Source organism: Enterobacter sp. QK-SA4 (genome assembly GCF_056856775.1).
This window is the reverse complement of record NZ_JBXFXH010000003.1, coordinates 149,453-168,176: the sequence shown is the minus strand read 5'-3', so window position 1 is coordinate 168,176 and position 18,724 is coordinate 149,453. Positions and strand designations below refer to the sequence as shown.

Sequence of the window (18,724 nt, the reverse complement as noted above, 5' to 3'; positions counted from 1 at the left end):
CATATTTATGCCTGCTTCACGCTCGACAAATACCCCCGCCCGGCAGAGAAAAGCCAGTATGAGGGCTCGATGTCTCTCCATTCTGCCCTGTCTGAGGAGATTATTACTTTTGAACAGGCGCGGGATATTGCGATCCGCTGTCATGAGCGCACGATTAGCCACCAACAGCGCTGGGTTAATCATTACCAGAACCGCCTGGCCTACGAACGCGCGATGCTCAATGAAAACGGTGGCGTTGTCACCCGAACACAGGAATTTGAACCAGGCGGGCAGGTACTGAGCCGGGGAGAATGGTTAACCATTCTCCGGGTTAACCGGAGTAAGGGGGAGGTGAGTTCAGTCGAAACGCCCGGTTATCGCTTTCTGGGCTACAGCGGCACGATGAAACTCACGCCCGACCGTATCACGGACTACAAAGCCCCGACAGCGGAGGAAGCCAGCGACGCGAAGAAAGCGGCGAAGCGCCCACCGATCGTCAATTATCCGGGGGAAGGGTTCCGGGAAATGACAAAAGCCGAGTGGGCGAAATTACCCGCTGATTATAAAGGCGTGCGGGGTGCTGCAGAAACCGAAACACACGGCGCCTACCGCTTCCGCCGGTGCATGACGCACGGTTGTACGCTCGTGAATGTGTATATCACAGACATGAAAACCGTTGAAATTCCGAAAAAATAACAGGAAGGCTCCCCGGCATCTTGCCGGGGAGGTCAGGGAGTACATTCATGCATCATGACCTTAAAAACCGTATTCAGACGATGCGGGACAAACTGGAAGGGCGCGCCCCTGTCGCTGAAATTCAGGGTAGCTCGCAACTTTTTGTCACCCCCTCCCCGGAATGTCGCCGGCTGGTTGAGCTGGCTGATGTCCGGGAAACCGATCGCATACTGGAACCCAGTGCCGGAACGGGCGCCATACTGCAGGCGATCAGGGATGCAGTCCCCCGGGCGAAGTGTGACGCCGTGGAGCTGCACGCCGGGTTAGCCCGTCACCTGCAGGCGCATTTCCCGGAGGTCCGGATCTGGTGCGGAGATTTTCTCGAATATCATCCGGAGCGCCGGTATACCCGAATTATCATGAATCCGCCGTTTAATCGCGGTGATGATATCCGGCATATCCGGCGGGCATTAACTCTGCTTGAGCCTGGCGGGATTCTGACGGGCATATGTCTGGACGGGCCGCGTCAGCAAAAGGCGCTGGAGTCCCTGGCGGACGTCTGGGAGCCGTTGCCACGGGGAACATTCACGTATACCCAGGTAGCGACCGCCATTCTCAGAATAACCGTCTGATGACACGTTAAGCCGGCGGGGCACCTGTCCCCGTCTGGCCGCGCCTCGAAAGACCGCGCGCCTGCGGCGCCGGGAAAACCGGGCCGCGCTGACGCGCCGCCCGCATTTCCTTTCCGCGTCTTCCCTGTTTGCTGCCTGCTGTCTGTCTGCTTCCTCTTCTTCTCCCTGCTGTGATGCCTCTTTTTAACCCTTAAAGGCTTTAAAAGCACACCCATACTGGACACCTTCGGCTCCCGGCCAGCTGCGCTGTCCGGTCGTCGAGCCACACTCCGCTAACCGCGAAAAGACGCGGTAAGCTCCGCCGAACCCGCAAGCGGTTTCGGGCCTGACGGCTAGTGTCTGATGTCTGAAGTCAAGGTCAACGGCAGCGCTTGCTGCGACCGTCCCGGTCGCGCCGCTTTCACCGTGCCGGCGAAGGACTGCCGGCACTCTGCGGGGCAACGCCGTTTCGCGCCCGCGCGTTCCGTCGTTGCGGCGGGTGCCTGCTCCTTTCCCCTGGTACCCGTATCACCGTTTGAGTCCATTCGCCGGGGCTGAGACAAGCACAACCCGTCTTGCTGTCCAGGGGACGGCAGAGCCTTTCGCAATAAATTTTTCCCGGCCATTCCGCTGCCGCTTCATTAGACCGAAAAAAATTTCCCGCTCACCCCCGGACATCTGCACCGGGCCGTGCTCGTTTACGCCCTTGCGGCGAACGGCTCTCAAACGGGTGAAGGTTATATCCAGGGGGCAGGTTCAGCAGGTCCCCGCAAAACGTCAAAACCGCGGCCCCGGCAACTCAACGGGTGATGGTTTTAAAAGGCAAAACAACGGATTAAGGAGATTCATCATGGCAGCACGTGGCGTTAACAAAGTCATTCTGGTTGGACATCTGGGACAGGACCCGGAAGTGCGTTACATGCCCAACGGGGGCGCAGTGGTCAATCTGACGCTGGCCACGTCTGAAACATGGCGTGACAAGCAGACGGGAGAGATGCGCGAAAACACCGAGTGGCACCGTGTTGTCATGTTCGGCAAGCTCGCGGAAGTGGCGGGTGAATACCTGCGTAAAGGCGCACAGGTCTTCATCGAGGGCCAGCTGCGCACCCGCAACTGGCAGGACGATGCCGGAGTCACGCGCTACGTCACCGAGGTGCTGGTCGGGCAGAACGGCACCCTGCAGATGCTCGGCGGCCGCCGTGAATCCGGAGTGCCTGAGAGCGCCGCGCAGCCGCAGAATCCTGCCACCCCGGCACAACCTGCTCAGGCCGCAGCTAAATCCCCGAAAGCGAAGGGCGGTAAGAAAGGCCGTCAGGATGCCGCCCCGTCTCAGCAACCGCCTCAGCCACTCCCGGATGATTTCCCACCAATGGATGATGAAGCGCCCTTTTAAACCACGATGAAGACGCCCCGTTCAGGCGGGGCAGAAAAGGAGAAACACATGGACCATAACGTTTTGTCCCCGCTTGTATCCCTGCCGGATGGCACGTTTACCCGCGAGCAGGCTCAGGTTGTCGCAGCGCAGTATCAGAATGTGGCGATTGAAGATGACCAGGGGACTCATTTTCGCCTTGTCGTCCGTCATCAGGATGACGGCAGCATGATCTGGCGCGTCTGGAATTTTGAACCGGGCGGCGAGGACATGATGAACCGCTACATCCGGGACTACGGAGTACGCAAAACGAAGTAAGCAGTAAGAAGAAGGCCGGACAGGTGGGCTGTCCGGCAGACATTCATCAATAGCTAAGAGGTATCAATTATGTCTGCAACAGAGTCTAAGGTAAAAACTGCACCGAAAACCAGCAAAAAAACGCTTAAGTCTGCCGAAGCTGAGGCGCTTAAAGTGGCTCTCGATGCCGCACAGGTCGAGTATGTCCCTGTGACGGCACTGGTGAAGTCTCCCCTAAACGTCAGGACCATTCCCTATCCGGCGGAGAAAGTCTGTTCAATGGCAGATTCCATTGAAGCCATTGGCCTGTTGCAGAATCTGGTCGTGCATAACCTCCCGGATGGTCGCTGTGGTGTGGCTGCCGGTGGTCGTCGCCTGAAAGCGCTGCAGCTCCTGCAGAGTGAAAACCGTATCGATGCCGGATATCAGGTGATGGTGAAAAAGGTACCTGATGAACTGGCTGTTGCGGCATCAATGGCAGAAAACGAACAGCAGATGGCAATGCATCCGTCTGAACAGATCGCCGGGTTCCGCACACTGGCAGAGCAGGGGAAAACCCCCGCGCAGATTGGCGATTTACTGGGGTTCGGTACGCGTCATGTTCAGCGCATGTTGAAACTGACCGAACTGGCTCCCGAAATTCTGGCGGCGCTGGCGAAGGATGAAATCACCACCGAACACTGCCAGGCACTGGCGCTCGAAAGCGATCAGAAACGCCAGGTGGAAGTGCTGGAATCCGCCCGCAAACGGTCCTGGAATAATGAAGTATCAGTTTCCTCGATCCGTAACCTCATTATCTCAGAAGAGGTTTCCACAAACGGCGACAAATTCCGCTTTGTGGGAGAGGCCGCATTCAGTCCGGATGAAATCCGGGTTGATCTCTTCAGCAGCGAAAACGGCGGCTATGTCAAAAGTGCATCGCTCGATACCGCCCTGCTGGAAAAACTGCAGAACATCGCGGAGCACCTCCGCGAAGCGGAAGGCTGGTCATGGTGTGATGGTCGTCTTGACCCTATTTCACACTACGGGAAGGACACTAAAATCTGGCGCCTGCATGCTGTCCCGCCTGTGGAATATACCGAAGCCGAATCAGAACGTCTTGCGGAACTGGAAGCTCTGGAAGCTAAGTATGAAGACGAGAACCCCGGCGTGAATGATGACGTCTTGGCCGGGGCTCTGGAAGCCGTCTGGGAAGAACAGCAGACCATCGCGCACCGGGCAAAACACCGGGCATGGACGGATGAAATGAAGCAATCTGCCGGAGTGGTGGTTTCCTGGACTGGCCAGGAGGTGAAAGTACAGCGCGGTGTGGTGCTGTGCGCCGATGAAAAAATGGAGGAGAAGGATGCATCTACCGATCAGGTCCCTGAAAAAGTCGAACCGCTGGACGCCGTCAGTGTCCCGTTGCTGACCCGCCTTTCTTCTGAACGCACACTGGCGGTTCAGGCGGCCCTGTTGCAGCAGCCGCAGAAAGCCGTCGCGCTGATGGTCTGGAAAATGTGTAACTCGGTTTTCCATACCACAACGTCCGTCAAAGAGCCGTTCTGCATTAGCGTGAGTGTGTCGCATTACGCGCTGACCCGTGAAGCACCTGACGGTGAAAACAGCGTTGCGTTTCAGGCCATCCAGTCAGAAAAAGAACGTCTTGAAGCCCTGCTGCCGGAAAACTGGCGAAAGGATATGACCACCTTCTTTACGCTCGATGGCGCAACCCTGATGGCACTGATGGCTTTCTGCACCGCCTGCTCCATAGATGGTGTACAGGGCAAGGATGAATTTGGTCGTAAACACCAGAGTTCGCTGGATGGGGTGGAAAACGCCATTCAGTTTGACCTTCGTGACTGGTGGAAACCGACGGCTGATAACCTTTTCTCGCACATGAAGCTGCCACACATTGTACAGGCACTCTCTCAGGCCGGACTGGCTGGCGCAGCACAGGACGCCGCGAAGATGAAGAAAAAGGATGCCGCTGAACATGCAGAGCACTTCCTCTCAAAAATCCGTTGGGTTCCGGAATGGATGACCAGTGCTGACAATCAGAAACAGCTTGCCGCAAAGTCTGAACTCAGTCTGGCAACAAGTCAGAACGATACCGACGCTGATGCCGGCGACGTCAGCGACCATAACAACCCGGCCTGCGCCGCCTGATAACGGAGACGCCGCCCTGCGGGGCGGCGATAAGGAGACTGAAAATGAAAACGTTACTGACTCTGGATGTCCTGAAAACCATGTCTTCTGATGAGCTGGAAGACTACCGCGCCGCCGGTGAAGACTTTCGCCGGGAGCTGAGTCACGCTGTCATGCGCGATCTGACCTCACCGTCCGGCTGGTCCGTGAATGCCGAATACCGGTGCGAATTTGGCGGCTTCTTTCCTGTCCAGATCCGTTTTACCCCCTCTCATGGTCACTTTGATGTGGCGGTATGCAGTCCGGGGGAGCTGAATCCTCGCTGGATAGTGGTCTTTGTTACCCGTGACGGTCAGCCGTTCTCTGTCGTTCGCGTGATGGATGCATTCAACCCTGAACTCATCACCCATACTCTGGATCTCATCGAGTGTCTTGACGCCGGTGGCTACTCGTTTGCCAGCATCATCAGCACGCTGTCACAGGAGGGCGCACAATGATCCCGTCATCCAGTGCTCTTGTATCCCTGAAACCAGCCCGTCAGGCAGCGCTGCAGGCCATCATGACGGTGGAAGAGGCTCGCCAGCGCGGCGCACGTCTGCCATCGATGCCACACGTCCGGACATTCCTGCGCCTGCTGACAGGCTGTAGCCGGATTAACAGTGACGTTGCCCGCCGTATTCCTGGCCTTCACCGTGATCCAAAAGACCGCCTTTCCAGCCTGAAACAGGTGGAAGAGGCGCTGGATATGCTTATCTCCAGCCACGGGGAATACTGTCCGCTGCCGCTGACAATGGATGTGCAGGCTGAACTTTTTCCGGAAGTCCTTCATACCCGAACAGTACGCAGGCTAAAACGTCAGGACTTTGCCTTCACCCGAAAAATGCGCCGTGAAGCCCGTCAGGTCGAGCAGTCCTGGTTACTGCGTCAGAACCTGCTGGGACAGGCTGTCACAGAACTGAATTTTCAGTCACCGGAAACCGTCTGCACCTGGTACACCCGGTGGAGCGACGAGTTTGACGCGGCAGAGCTTGCAGCACCGTTCTGGCGCTGGCAGTCGCGATTCACATCGCTGAAGGAACTGGACTGGCTTCGCATCAGCGGTGAGCCGCTGTATGCAGTGATGTACGAAATTCCGTTAATTGTCCGGGAAACACCTGAACATATTCGTGTTGCTGAACGCTGGCAGGTGCCAAATAAGCTGGCTGATCGGAGTGGTGTATGAAGTGGCGCTATTCTCTGCGCTGGAAACTGCCGCACAGGCCCTGCCCGGGTCCACGGGAACTGATTTCCGTTGTCGTGGAGGCAGGGCAGGCGGCACCTGAAGAGGTGATGTCACGCTGGGTGGCTGGCTCAGGTTACGCTGTATGCGTGGATTTTCTCGGCCAGAAACAGATCCAACGCTGGAGCGATGAACGGAAAGCTGCGGTGAGAAGGCGCAACATGCAGGCTCGTATTCATCGTGTTGCCCCTTTGTTTGCCGACGAGTTAATCGAGCGTGAACTGGCTGCGCGTCCGGAGTATTTCAATGGCAAGTCCGCCCGATGAATAAGTACAATGCTGTCTGACAACTCAGATGGCCAAATACAAGGAAAGCAGAACTATGAGGTACTGGTTGCTCGTTATCTTAATGAACGTGCTGTTCTGGTTGATCGTGAAGCATGTTGCTCCGGAATGGTATGGTTCCCCTGGTTATTATGCAGGCCAAATCATCTGCACACTAATAGCTGCGGTCATCACATGGCGTGATCCGCCTGACTGGTTAGATGGAATCCTGCTCGGCGTTATAGAATTCGGCGTTCTGATTGCCGGGATTATATTCTTTGTCTGGGGCATCGGGTACAAGCTGGCATTCTGGGGGCAACATGATCCTAATACCATATATGCAAGTGCAAACGATGTGATTTTGCCTAATCTTGCGCTGGGCACGGGCGTCTTGATTGCGGGATGGGTATACATTAGATATTTAAAGCGCTAAGCAGCATAAAGCGTGGATATACCTGGTAAGAAATAGCACCGTCCCGGTATAATCGACGTGGCGCTTGAGGCTTTTTGCCTCATGACGTGAAGGTGGTTTGTTACCGTGTTGTGTGGCAAAAAGCAGAAAGCCCCGTAGTTAATTTTCATTAACCCATGTACTGCACCCATTTTGTTGGACGATGAAATGGAATAGTCCCTGATATGTCAAAGCCAAAATACCCCTTCGAAAAGCGCCTTGAAGTCGTGAATCACTACTTCACAACTGATGATGGTTACAGGATCATCTCTGCACGTTTTGGTGTGCCTCGAACACAGGTCAGGACGTGGGTTGCCCTCTATGAAAAACATGGAGAAAAAGGTTTAATTCCCAAACCTAAAGGCGTTAGTGCTGATCCAGAGTTGCGCATTAAGGTCGTGAAAGCCGTGACCGAGCAGCAGATGTCCCTCAATCAGGCTGCTGCTCACTTTATGCTTGCTGGTAGTGGTTCTGTAGCCAAGTGGCTGAAAGTCTATGAGGAGCACGGAGAAGCTGGTTTACGCGCACTCAAGATCGGCACCAAAAGAAACATTACAATGTCAGTTGATCCAGAAAAAGCGGCGTTAGCATTGGAGCTGTCGAAAGACCGACGTATTGAGGATCTTGAAAGACAAGTTCGATTCCTTGAAATGCGGCTTACGTATCTAAAAAAGCTGAAAGCCTTAGCTCATCCCGCGAAAAAGTGAAAGTACTCAACGAGCTAAGGCAGTTTTACCCTCTTGATGAGCTTCTCAAGGCAGCGGAGATACCGCGCAGTACGTTTTATTACCATCTAAAGGCTCTCAGCAAGCCTGATAAGTATGCGGATGTTAAAAAGCGTATTGGTGAGATTTATCACGAGAATAAAGGTCGTTACGGATACCGTAGGGTAACGTTGTCTCTCCATCGAGACGGGGAACGGATTAACCATAAAGCCGTTCAGCGCCTGATGGGAACCCTCTCGCTTAAGGCAGCGATTAAGGTCAAGCGATACAGCTCCTACAGAGGAGAGGTAGGGCAAACCGCCCCCAATGTTCTCCAAAGGGATTTCAAGGCTACACGGCCAAACGAGAAGTGGGTTACCGACGTTACTGAATTTGCAGTCAATGGGCGAAAGCTGTATTTGTCTCCAGTAATAGATCTCTTCAACAACGAAGTTATTTCTTACAGCCTGTCGGAAAGACCTGTGATGAACATGGTCGAGAATATGCTCGATCAGGCATTCAAAAAGCTTAAGCCTCACGAGCATCCTATTCTGCACTCTGACCAGGGATGGCAGTATCGTATGAGAAGGTATCAAAACATCCTTAAAGAACAAGGCATTACACAGAGCATGTCCAGAAAAGGCAATTGTCTGGATAATGCAGTCGTGGAATGTTTCTTTGGAACCTTAAAGTCGGAGTGTTTTTATCTTGACGAGTTCAGTAATATAAGCGAACTGAAGGATGCTGTTACGGAATATATTGACTACTACAACAGCAGAAGAATTAGCCTGAAATTAAAAGGTCTGAGTCCAATTGAATATCGAACCCAGACCTATGTGCCTCGTGTTTAACTGTCCAACTTTTTGGGGTCAGTACACCACGAGGCCACCTGTATGCCTAGACAACATCAGGATAGCCTCTTAGATGCCGCAAGGCAAGGAGATGTATGGGTCCACCACATATTGCAATTTTTACTCTCACGTAAAATATAGTCCACTGGCGTCATCAGTTCGAGTGATTTATGTGGCCTTTTGCTGTTATACAGCACCAGATATTCAGCCATTCTTTGATTAAACAATGAATCGCCACGGATAATCTAGACACTTCCGAGCCGTTGATAATACTGGTTTTCATATTCTGTCGGTGACATCTGATTGCTTGAACCATGCCGACGCTTACTGTTATAAAACATTTCGATGTAATCAAAAATATCGCTGCGGGCTTCTTCCCGCGTTCCGTAGATCTTTTTCTTTATCCGTTCGCGTTTCAGCAACTGGAAAAAGCTTTCTGCAACCGCATTATCGTGACAGTTACCGCGACGGCTCATACTCCCCTCCAGGCCGTGTGATTTCAGAAACGACTGCCACTCATGGCTTGTGTACTGACTGCCCTGGTCCGAGTGAACCAGCACCTGTTTTTGGGGATTACGCCGCCATACAGCCATCAGCAGTGCGTTCAGGACAATGTCCTTTGTCATCCGGGATTGCATTGACCAGCCGATAATTTTGCGTGAGAACAGATCAACAACCACGGCAAGATACAGCCAGCCTTCGTGGGTCCTGAGTAGAGTAAGAGGCAGGGCGTAGTCGGACTATTTCCCTGCCTCTCCTCCCCGAACCGGACGTGCACCTTTCAGCGCATCCGGCTCTCCATTTAAATGCTGGCGAACGCCATTGCCACTTCTGTAAAGCGCGATGTATACGTGTTTCTGGTCTCCGTCCTCAGATAGGGATTACCTTCGGGTAGCCGCCAGCGGAACAGCTTCTTGCCTTGCCCCACCAACCGGTACAGTATTTCGCCGCTGAGCTTGCCGTGATTGGTTTTACCAAATAAAACCCACGTTTTGCTCTGACCCGGTTTCGGTGATTTACACCACCACCTCATCAGGGAAGCGATACCTGTACGGTATTTGCGGGCCAGCCAGTGAGCCAGCTTCCAGAACACGACACGGTCGATATAACTGAAGACTTTGGCCTTAAAATCAACGAACTGATAGAACATGGCCCAGCCTTTCAGTTTTCGGTTGAGTTGTTCAGCCATATCGACTTTGCTTTCACTGTAGTTGCCTGATAACAGTGCTGTCAGCGATGCGGCGAAGTTTCTGGCTTTCTCCTGCGGGATCGTTGAGACCACTCGCATCTCGCCATAACGACTGCGTTTGCGAATGATCCTGTGCCCCAGAAAGATAAAGCCGTCATTAACATGGGTGATTTTAGTCTTATCCATGTTCAGCCTGAGTTTCAGACTGCCTTCGAGCACACCCCGACACTCCTCCCTGATGGCTTCCGCCTGTGCTTTGGTGCCTTTGACGATGAGGACAAAATCATCGGCATAGCGGCAGTACGCCACCGCGGGTTTCCACTGCCAGTTTTCTCTGACCGCCGTACTTCGGCCCCGTTGGATACTGTTATTCCAGTACCACCGATCTTTTCTGGCTTTCCCGCTCAGGTAGCGCTCATGCAGGTATTGATCGAACTCATTCAGCATGATGTTCGATAATAGCGGCGATATAACACCGCCCTGTGGCACACCTTCACTGGCCGCCCGAAAGAGACCGACATCGATATGTCCCGCCTTGATGGTTTTCCACAGCAGAGTCATGAAACGTGCGTCACTGATCCTGCGGCGTACAGCCTTCATCAGCAGTCGATGATGTACGGTGTCGAAGTAACTGGACAGGTCGCCTTCAATCACCCAGCGTCCCCGGGTTTCACCGCAGTCTGTGAGCTGTAATTTCACCGTGCGGATCGCGTGGTGGACACTGCGCTCAGGCCGGAAGCCATATGAGAGCGTATGAAAATCACTCTCCCATATCGGCTCCATCGCCATCAGCATGGCCCGCTGAACAATACGATCCCGCAACGCGGGGATACCCAGTGGTCGCAGTTTGCCGTTGCTTTTAGGGATGTAAACCCGTCTGGCGGGCAAGGGCTGGTAGTGGCCTGAGAGTAATTCATCCCTGAGGATTTGCAGCTCAACAGCCAGTCTGGCCTGTAGCATTGTTTTGTTCACGCCATCAACGCCGGGGGTATGCGCCCCCTTTGATGAAAGCGTGATCCGCGCCGCTTCAGCCAGCCATTCTGGTTGTGTTATCAGACGCAGCAGCCGTTGAATCCGTAGGGACGGATCGGTGGCCGCCCATGTGGCAAGCTTGCGTTGCATTTCGCTGATTATCAAAGGTCTTCACCTCGTTAGGTCAGTTAATTCACGTCGCAAACACATTCAAACTGCTTCCCTTCGCCATGTAATGGGCTTTCCCCATCGCGGACTACTACGGAAGCTCCGCCAGCCAGCGCGTCATCGGAGCCATGCCCCCTTAACATCCGTCGCTGACCTTCCCCGGTTTACCTGCCTGGACTCAGGCATACTGAGGAGGCTGCCCGTCGCACTCTTTATCCTTGCTTGCCGCAAGTTGGCAGAAGTCAGCAACGCAAGCGTGATAGACGCTGCTGCCCCGGTGTTTCGCATACATGTCAAAACACCTTCGACCGGCAGTGCTTACGTATCACTGCCAGTTCCTCCTGCACGGCCTGTCAGATCACGTAGGCCGTGGTGACGTTTTCAACCCACAGAGGCGGATTAACGGGTTCATGTTCTTCAGCCTTTCAGTACTTAACCTTGAGGATCATCTCGGCTTAGTGATCTCGCCTCAATCCCCGTTGTCAGCGGGTTACATCACCCTGCGGGCATGCCGCAGGTCACTGCCGCTCAGGTTCTCCACCGTCACACCCGGTGGGATTGTTGGGTTTCTCATCGTGAGTTACCGGTTCAATATTCCAGACAGACTCGCGGTTCATTTAAGCATCCATGCCCGCCCTGAACTCCGGGCACACTGTAGGTTATATCCGTTACCCAACGCTTATCCGGAGCATCCGGATTGAACTGTCGCTGGAGCCTGTTGGGCGATACGATACTGGCCTCGCCTTTGCGTGCCCGCGGGCTCCGGTACCCGACCTGAGCCTTTATCCCGGCACGATTCATCAGTCGCCAGACTCTGTTCACTCCGCACTGTTGCCCGCTATCCCGCAAGTCCAGATGGATCTTGCGATAACCATAAACGCAACCGGACTCCAGCCAGAACTGTTTGATCTGTCCCGTCAGTCTCAGATCTACCTGGTGGCGCTGAGAATACGGTTGCTTAAACCAGGCGTAAAAACCACTGGGATGAACATCCAGCACCCGACAGAGCAGGCGAACAGGCCAGCAACAGATGTTGTCACGGATGAAGGCGTACCTCAGTCGGACAGCTTTGCGAAGTACGCCGCTGTAGATTCAATTGGTCAACGCAACAGTTATGTGAAAACATGGGGTTGCGGAGGTTTTTTGAATGAGACGAACATTTACAGCAGAGGAAAAAGCCTCTGTTTTTGAACTATGGAAGAACGGAACAGGCTTCAGTGAAATAGCGAATATCCTGGGTTCAAAACCCGGAACGATCTTCACTATGTTAAGGGATACTGGCGGCATAAAACCCCATGAGCGTAAGCGGGCTGTAGCTCACCTGACACTGTCTGAGCGCGAGGAGATACGAGCTGGTTTGTCAGCCAAAATGAGCATTCGTGCGATAGCTACTGCGCTGAATCGCAGTCCTTCGACGATCTCACGTGAAGTTCAGCGTAATCGGGGCAGACGCTATTACAAAGCTGTTGATGCTAATAACCGAGCCAACAGAATGGCGAAAAGGCCAAAACCGTGCTTACTGGATCAAAATTTACCATTGCGAAAGCTTGTTCTGGAAAAGCTGGAGATGAAATGGTCTCCAGAGCAAATATCAGGATGGTTAAGGCGAACAAAACCACGTCAAAAAACGCTGCGAATATCACCTGAGACAATTTATAAAACGCTGTACTTTCGTAGCCGTGAAGCGCTACACCACCTGAATATACAGCATCTGCGACGGTCGCATAGCCTTCGCCATGGCAGGCGTCATACCCGCAAAGGCGAAAGAGGTACGATTAACATAGTGAACGGAACACCAATTCACGAACGTTCCCGAAATATCGATAACAGACGCTCTCTGGGGCATTGGGAGGGCGATTTAGTCTCAGGTACAAAAAACTCCCATATAGCCACACTTGTAGACCGAAAATCACGTTATACGATCATCCTTAGACTCAGGGGCAAAGATTCTGTCTCAGTAAATCAGGCTCTTACCGACAAATTCCTGAGTTTACCGTCAGAACTCAGAAAATCACTGACATGGGACAGAGGAATGGAACTGGCCAGACATCTAGAATTTACTGTCAGCACCGGCGTTAAAGTTTACTTCTGCGATCCTCAGAGTCCTTGGCAGCGGGGAACAAATGAGAACACAAATGGGCTAATTCGGCAGTACTTTCCTAAAAAGACATGTCTTGCCCAATATACTCAACATGAACTAGATCTGGTTGCTGCTCAGCTAAACAACAGACCGAGAAAGACACTGAAGTTCAAAACACCGAAAGAGATAATTGAAAGGGGTGTTGCATTGACAGATTGAATCTACAGCGGCTTTTTTTAATATATCCCGTTCGTCAGTAACCCGCTTCAGCTCTTTCTGGAGACGGCGGATCTCGGCCTGAGCATCTGACTGTTCTTTATTAGTAGAAGAATCCGGACCGTATTTCTTTATCCAGGCGTAAAGGCTGTGGGTGGTGATATCGAGACGTGTTGCAACGCTGGAAACAGAATAACCACGATCAACAACCTGTTTGACTGCTTCAATTTTAAACTCTTCGGGATAACGCTTACCGCTCATGGGCACCTCTCTTTAAGCCATCTTAAATGACTCCGAGGTGTCTGTTAAACCCGTGGCGATTCACACAAAATTTTTACGATGTCCCTGTCCGGGAACTAGTGCGGTGGTGGTAGGCCATTTACGTTAAGTTCACATAAATGGGTTTAACCATCTCTAATACCAGCCTAGCTGTGCACAATGTAATCGCAACTTGCAAAATGCTATGCAAATTCATAGATAATGGTATGCTTCTGACCAATATCGACATTCACAACAAGAGGCACAGCCATGATCCGCTGCCATCTCGCCCGAATGATGGGTGAACACAAAATGCGTATTGCTGACGTTGCCAGAGAAACAGGACTCAGCCGTGCTACGGTAACTTTGCTCTATAAAGAGACTGCTCAAAAAGTGGATTTGGACACGATAGAAAAACTCTGTCTATTGTTCGGCTGTGGCATTGGCGATCTGCTAGAGCTTCAGACTCAGGGAATTAAGACCAAAGGAGAGGAATTAAGGGATGCAGATCACTGAGTACCACGCAAAATACTACGCTCACGAGCTCACGTGCCTTCACTCGGCGGACAGTGTAGATCGACTCTCACAATCCCTGTTCGACGCAACAGTAGATTTGAATCCTCATCAGATTGAAGCGGCACTTTTTGCATTGCGAAACCCCTTACAGCAAGGTGTGTTGCTGGCAGATGAAGTCGGTCTTGGTAAAACCATTGAGGCCGCTCTCGTCTTTTGTCAGCACTGGGCGGAACGCCGACGTCGCTTGGTGATCGTTTGCCCGGCCGCATTGCGTAAACAGTGGGCACAGGAGCTGGCTGAAAAATTTGCACTACCCAGTACTGTGCTGGACGCAGCTGCGATAAAGTCAAGTGGGCTTTCGCCAAGAACGTATCTTGCGAATACTGCAGGCAAAAAGTTAATAATTATGTCTTACCATTTTGCCGCCAAATTAGCCGACGACTTAGTGACGGTTCCTTGGGATCTCGTCGCGATTGACGAAGCCCACAAACTAAGGAACGCCCATCGAGCGAGCAATCGCATGGGGCAAGCGCTAAAGTTGGCATTTAATGGTCGACGCAAAGTGTTGCTAACTGCGACGCCACTGCAAAATTCATTGATGGAATTGTATGGTCTTTCGACGCTGCTCGACGAACATTTGTTTGGCGATGAAAAGGCATTTCGGAAACAGTTTATTCATAGTGAAAGCGACACAGATGAACTGAAGCAGCGATTAGCAGGTTTTGTCAAGCGCACTTTACGTAGCCAAGTGCTAGAGTACGTGCCTTACACCAAACGTCAAGCCGTCACTCAGCCATTTAAACCTACAGACGCAGAGCAAGACCTTTATGAACGCATCTCTGCCTTTTTGCAGCGTGAAATATCATTTGCGCTACCTAAGCGCCAGAGGCACCTAACCGGCTTGATATTGCGAAAGCTGCTGGCTTCTAGCCCTTATGCTATCACTGGGACATTGCAAACCATACTCGAACGCCTACATAAAAAATTGAATGGAGATGACCTTTCAGACAACGATCTTAGTGATGAAAAGTTGGTGGCCCGACTTATTGAGCAAGAAGAGATTGAAGACGAATATCTGGATGTTGAGGATGAACTGTTAGAATATGAATCAAATGGTCAAGATACTCAAACCGATGCTGTGAACCACAATGGACGAGATGAAGCTGAAGAATTGCAGGCAGAAATCGCAGAAATCGAATCATTCATTCAGCAAGCCCAATCCTTAACGACTGATACCAAAGCGGAAGCGCTGCTCACTGCGCTAGATTTAGGCTTTGCCAAAATGGCAGAACACAATGGTCCGCGAAAAGCCATTATATTTACCGAATCCAAGCGTACTCAGCAGTTTTTGTCAGACTATCTCTCAAGTCATGGCTATCAAGGCAAAATCGTCACCTTCAGCGGCACAAATACCGGCGCTGAAACCAACGAAATTTACCAACTCTGGTTGCAGCAATATCAGGGTAGTGACCGTATTACGGGCTCCGCGCAAGTCGACAAGCGCACTGCTCTAATTGACGAGTTCCGCGAGCGCGCTGAAATTATGATTGCCACTGAAGCGGCCGCCGAAGGTGTAAACCTGCAATTTTGTGCATTGCTGATCAACTACGACTTACCTTGGAACCCCCAACGCGTCGAGCAACGAATTGGTCGCTGCCATCGCTATGGGCAAAAGCATGATGTCGTTGTCATTAACTTCCTAAATACTCGCAACCAAGCCGATCAGCGAGTGCTTGAACTGCTCACTGAAAAGTTTCAATTATTTTCTGGTGTTTTTGGTGCATCAGATGAAGTGTTAGGGCGAATCGAATCCGGTATTGATTTTGAAAAACGTATCGCCCGCATCTACGACACCTGCCGTAAACCGGAGGAGATTGAGTCGGCGTTTGAAGAACTTCAAAAAGAGCTAGAAACAGACATTAACGACAAGCTCAAACAAACTCAAAGCCAGCTGATGGAGCACTTCGATGAGGACGTTCACTACAAACTTAAACTTCAGTTGGATGCCACCCAGGCACGTCTCGACAAAGTTAGCCTTTGGTTTTGGGGCGTCACCCGTTTTGCCCTTGGTGGTAAAAAAGACGATAGAGAAATTGCCAACAAATTGGGAGCGAAAGCCCAGTTTGATGAACACAATTACAGTTTCGCACTAATACAATCGCCCATTTTCAATGCACCTACCGGCCGTTATCAACTGGTTCGAGCGAAGCAAAACCAGCAGCGGCAACAGGATTTTATGGCGCATGCTTACCGCCTGAACCACCCGTTAGGGGAATGGTCGCTGGATACCGCCAAAGCCAACACCACTCCAGTGGCGGAGTTGGTCTTTGACTATGCAGGCCATGAAACCAAATTAAGTGTCATTGCCGATCTAGTTGGAAAATCTGGCTGGCTACGCCTCGACAAACTCACTGTGAGTGCTTTGGACACGGTAGAAAGTTTGTTGTTTACAGCAATCACCGATGATGGCAAATCGTTGGATCAAGAAGCCTGTGAGAAACTATTTTCTGTTCAAGCCAAAAAATCGAGTAACACAACACTCGCCGAACCACCGCCGTTATTAGCCAACAATCAACAACGGCGCATTGAAGCAAGCCTGGCGCAATTTATAGAGGAAAACCAGCGCCTGTTTAATGCTGAACGGGAAAAGCTGGAGCGATGGGCTGATGACAAACTGCTGGCCAGTGAAGAGGCGTTAAGAGACACCAAAGCCAAAATCGCCCAAGTGAAGCGCGACGCCCGCAAGGCACCAACTCTGGAAGAACAGTCCGATCTGCAAAATCAGTTGCGCAACCTAGAGCGCCAACAACGGCGTCAACGTCAGCAAGTTTTTGATGTGGAAGATGAAATCATGGCCAAGCGCGATGAGCTCATTGAAGCGCTACAAGAACGGCTCACGCAAACCACTGAAACAGAACACTTATTTACCATTCGCTGGCAAGTTGCTTAAACCCATGCCGACGAATAACGACAGAATTTTAAGTATTTCAATATAGGAACAAATATGAGCAAGTTTAACGAGCTAGTCACCAAACTCAGGGAAGTATTCCAGATCGATCGCCCCGAACTGGATTTTGGTGTTTATCGCATCCTTAATGCGCGCGCCGATGAGATCAATGAATATCTGGAAAAACGCCTCAAGGGAAAAGTTGAACAGGCGCTTGCATCTGGCAATGCGGCTAACATCAATCAATTAAAAGAAGAACTGAAAAAAGCTGAGCAAGGGGCGCAAGCGCTAGGTGTACCTGCCGATTCAGTGCCAAAAGTGCAAGAGATCAAGGCCAAAATTACACAAGCCAGTGGCGGCAATGCCGAACATGAAAACGCCGTGTTCAGCCACTTGCTGACCTTCTTCTCCAGGTATTACGACAACGGTGATTTTATCAGCCAGCGTCGCTACAAAGGTGACACCTACGCCATTCCCTATGCCGGCGAAGAAGTCATGCTGCACTGGGCCAATAAAGATCAGTACTACATCAAAAGTGGCGAAAATTTCTCTAATTACTCTGACCTGCCCCCACGATTAGATACAACACTCAGTTAGTAACGTCGGAATCTTCATTCTCAGAATGACCCTTTCTCCAGCCCGCTGCAAATTCAGACGGTGTCTGATAATTCAGCGTGGAGTGCGGGCGGCATTCGTTATAATCCTGCCGCCAGTCATTAATAATTTTCCTGGCATGAACGATATCGCTGAACCAGTGCTCATTCAAACATTCATCGCGAAATCGTCCGTTAAAGCTCTCAATAAATCCGTTCTGCGTTGGCTTGCCCGGCTGGATTAAGCGCAACTCAACACCATGCTCAAAGGCCCATTGATCCAGTGCACGGCAAGTGAACTCCGGCCCCTGGTCAGTTCTTATCGTCGCCGGATAGCCTCGAAACAGTGCAATGCTGTCCAGAATACGCGTGACCTGAACGCCTGAAATCCCAAAGGCAACAGTGACCGTCAGGCATTCCTTTGTGAAATCATCGACGCAGGTAAGACACTTGATCCTGCGACCGGTGGAAAGTGCGTCCATGACGAAATCCATCGACCAGGTCAGATTGGGCGCCGCCGGACGGAGCAGCGGCAGACGTTCTGTTGCCAGCCCTTTACGACGTCTTCTGCGTTTTACGCCCAGGCCACTGAGGTGATAAAGCCGGTACACGCGCTTATGATTAACATGAAGCCCTTCACGGCGCAGCAACTGCCAAATACGACGGTAGCCAAAACGCCTGCGCTCCAGTGCCAGCTCAGTGATGCGCCCTGATAAATGCGCATCAGCAGCCGGACGGTGAGCCTCATAGCGGCAAGTCGACAGGGATAAACCTGTAAGCCTGCAGGCACGACGTTGCGACAGACCGGTCGCATCACACATCAACATCACGGCTTCCCGCTTCTGGTCTGTCGTCAGTACTTTCGCCCAAGAGCCACCTGAAGCGCCTCTTTATCCAGCATGGCTTCGGCAAGCAGCTTCTTGAGTCTGGCGTTCTCTTCCTCAAGCGACTTCAGGCGCTTAACTTCAGGCACCTCCATACCGCCATACTTCTTACGCCAGGTGTAAAACGTGGCATCGGAAATGGCATGCTTGCGGCAGAGTTCACGGGCGGGTACCCCAGCTTCGGCTTCGCGGAGAATACTGATGATCTGTTCGTCGGAAAAACGCTTCTTCATGGGGATGTCCTCATGTGGCTTATGAAGACATTACTAACATCGGGGTGTACTAATCAACG

At 51.9% G+C, this 18,724-nt stretch carries 14 protein-coding genes and 6 pseudogenes; 14 read left to right on the top strand and 6 right to left on the bottom strand.

Annotated elements, in window-relative coordinates; genetic code table 11:
• From AC1VYI_RS01130 to AC1VYI_RS01085, 10 genes and pseudogenes are all read left to right on the top strand, one after another.
• Positions 1 to 675: pseudogene (locus tag AC1VYI_RS01130) on the top strand (DUF3560 domain-containing protein); the annotation flags it as partial.
• 47 nt (positions 676 to 722) lie between these two features.
• On the top strand, positions 723 to 1,286 hold the full coding sequence (locus AC1VYI_RS01125; RefSeq protein WP_025861951.1) for a methyltransferase: 564 nt from the start codon (positions 723 to 725) through the stop codon (positions 1,284 to 1,286).
• A gap of 829 nt (positions 1,287 to 2,115) precedes the next feature.
• A complete protein-coding gene (gene ssb, locus AC1VYI_RS01120; protein WP_021314431.1) occupies positions 2,116 to 2,658 on the top strand; it encodes a single-stranded DNA-binding protein in 543 nt (180 codons plus the stop codon).
• A gap of 48 nt (positions 2,659 to 2,706) precedes the next feature.
• The gene (locus tag AC1VYI_RS01115) at positions 2,707 to 2,955 is read left to right on the top strand and encodes a DUF905 domain-containing protein (RefSeq protein WP_001568055.1); all 249 of its coding nucleotides are present in this window, start codon (positions 2,707 to 2,709) and stop codon (positions 2,953 to 2,955) included.
• A gap of 69 nt (positions 2,956 to 3,024) precedes the next feature.
• On the top strand, positions 3,025 to 5,082 hold the full coding sequence (locus AC1VYI_RS01110; protein WP_047066591.1) for a ParB/RepB/Spo0J family partition protein: 2,058 nt from the start codon (positions 3,025 to 3,027) through the stop codon (positions 5,080 to 5,082).
• Between the two features lie 44 nt (positions 5,083 to 5,126).
• The gene (gene psiB / locus AC1VYI_RS01105) at positions 5,127 to 5,558 is read left to right on the top strand and encodes a conjugation system SOS inhibitor PsiB (RefSeq protein WP_001568057.1); all 432 of its coding nucleotides are present in this window, start codon (positions 5,127 to 5,129) and stop codon (positions 5,556 to 5,558) included.
• Positions 5,555 to 6,283: a plasmid SOS inhibition protein A gene (locus AC1VYI_RS01100; RefSeq protein WP_001568058.1), complete on the top strand. Its 729-nt coding sequence runs from the start codon at positions 5,555 to 5,557 to the stop codon at positions 6,281 to 6,283. Before psiB ends, AC1VYI_RS01100 begins: the two co-directional genes overlap by 4 nt.
• Positions 6,280 to 6,606 carry a hypothetical protein gene (locus tag AC1VYI_RS01095; protein WP_001568059.1) on the top strand — a complete coding sequence of 109 codons (327 nt, stop codon included), beginning with the start codon at positions 6,280 to 6,282 and terminating at the stop codon, positions 6,604 to 6,606. Before AC1VYI_RS01100 ends, AC1VYI_RS01095 begins: the two co-directional genes overlap by 4 nt.
• A gap of 55 nt (positions 6,607 to 6,661) precedes the next feature.
• Complete coding sequence (locus tag AC1VYI_RS01090) at positions 6,662 to 7,036, top strand: hypothetical protein (protein WP_001568060.1); 375 nt, start codon at positions 6,662 to 6,664, stop codon at positions 7,034 to 7,036.
• Between the two features lie 203 nt (positions 7,037 to 7,239).
• A protein-coding gene (locus tag AC1VYI_RS01085) for an IS3-like element ISKpn8 family transposase (protein WP_085949440.1) occupies positions 7,240 to 8,609 on the top strand; the annotation gives its coding sequence in 2 pieces (ribosomal slippage) (positions 7,240 to 7,720 and positions 7,720 to 8,609; 1,371 coding nt in all).
• A gap of 56 nt (positions 8,610 to 8,665) precedes the next feature.
• Here AC1VYI_RS01085 and AC1VYI_RS01080 read toward each other — a convergent pair.
• The 4 genes and pseudogenes from AC1VYI_RS01080 to AC1VYI_RS01065 all read right to left on the bottom strand — a co-directional run.
• Positions 8,666 to 8,839, bottom strand: a pseudogene (locus AC1VYI_RS01080) (IS481 family transposase); the annotation flags it as partial.
• A 15-nt stretch (positions 8,840 to 8,854) separates the two neighbouring features.
• Positions 8,855 to 9,331 (bottom strand): annotated as a pseudogene (locus AC1VYI_RS01075) (IS3 family transposase); the annotation flags it as partial.
• An 80-nt stretch (positions 9,332 to 9,411) separates the two neighbouring features.
• A complete protein-coding gene (gene ltrA / locus AC1VYI_RS01070; RefSeq protein WP_001189111.1) occupies positions 9,412 to 10,920 on the bottom strand; it encodes a group II intron reverse transcriptase/maturase in 1,509 nt (502 codons plus the stop codon).
• 672 nt (positions 10,921 to 11,592) lie between these two features.
• Positions 11,593 to 12,021, bottom strand: a pseudogene (locus tag AC1VYI_RS01065) (IS3 family transposase); the annotation flags it as partial.
• A 64-nt stretch (positions 12,022 to 12,085) separates the two neighbouring features.
• Here AC1VYI_RS01065 and AC1VYI_RS01060 point away from each other — a divergent pair.
• Entirely contained in the window at positions 12,086 to 13,237 is a 1,152-nt protein-coding gene (locus tag AC1VYI_RS01060) for an IS30-like element IS30 family transposase (RefSeq protein WP_001254932.1), read from the top strand.
• A 9-nt stretch (positions 13,238 to 13,246) separates the two neighbouring features.
• Here the strand turns inward: AC1VYI_RS01060 and AC1VYI_RS01055 are convergent.
• Positions 13,247 to 13,495 (bottom strand): annotated as a pseudogene (locus AC1VYI_RS01055) (transposase); the annotation flags it as partial.
• A 267-nt stretch (positions 13,496 to 13,762) separates the two neighbouring features.
• On the opposite strand from AC1VYI_RS01055, the gene AC1VYI_RS01050 reads away from it, so the two are divergent.
• The 3 genes and pseudogenes from AC1VYI_RS01050 to AC1VYI_RS01040 all read left to right on the top strand — a co-directional run.
• Positions 13,763 to 14,008 (top strand): helix-turn-helix domain-containing protein, encoded by a 246-nt coding sequence (locus AC1VYI_RS01050; RefSeq protein ID WP_001568063.1) that lies wholly within the window; start codon positions 13,763 to 13,765, stop codon positions 14,006 to 14,008.
• Positions 13,995 to 16,958 carry an SNF2-related protein gene (locus tag AC1VYI_RS01045; RefSeq protein ID WP_001568064.1) on the top strand — a complete coding sequence of 988 codons (2,964 nt, stop codon included), beginning with the start codon at positions 13,995 to 13,997 and terminating at the stop codon, positions 16,956 to 16,958. Before AC1VYI_RS01050 ends, AC1VYI_RS01045 begins: the two co-directional genes overlap by 14 nt.
• Before the next feature lie 54 nt (positions 16,959 to 17,012).
• A pseudogene (locus AC1VYI_RS01040) lies at positions 17,013 to 17,516 on the top strand (site-specific DNA-methyltransferase); the annotation flags it as partial.
• A 28-nt stretch (positions 17,517 to 17,544) separates the two neighbouring features.
• Here the strand turns inward: AC1VYI_RS01040 and AC1VYI_RS01035 are convergent.
• Positions 17,545 to 18,665 (bottom strand): IS3-like element ISSen4 family transposase gene (locus AC1VYI_RS01035; RefSeq protein ID WP_087451024.1). Its coding sequence is split into 2 segments (ribosomal slippage): positions 17,545 to 18,407 and positions 18,407 to 18,665, totalling 1,122 coding nucleotides; the frame shifts between segments, so codons are not numbered across the junction.
• Positions 18,666 to 18,724 lie beyond the last annotated feature (59 nt).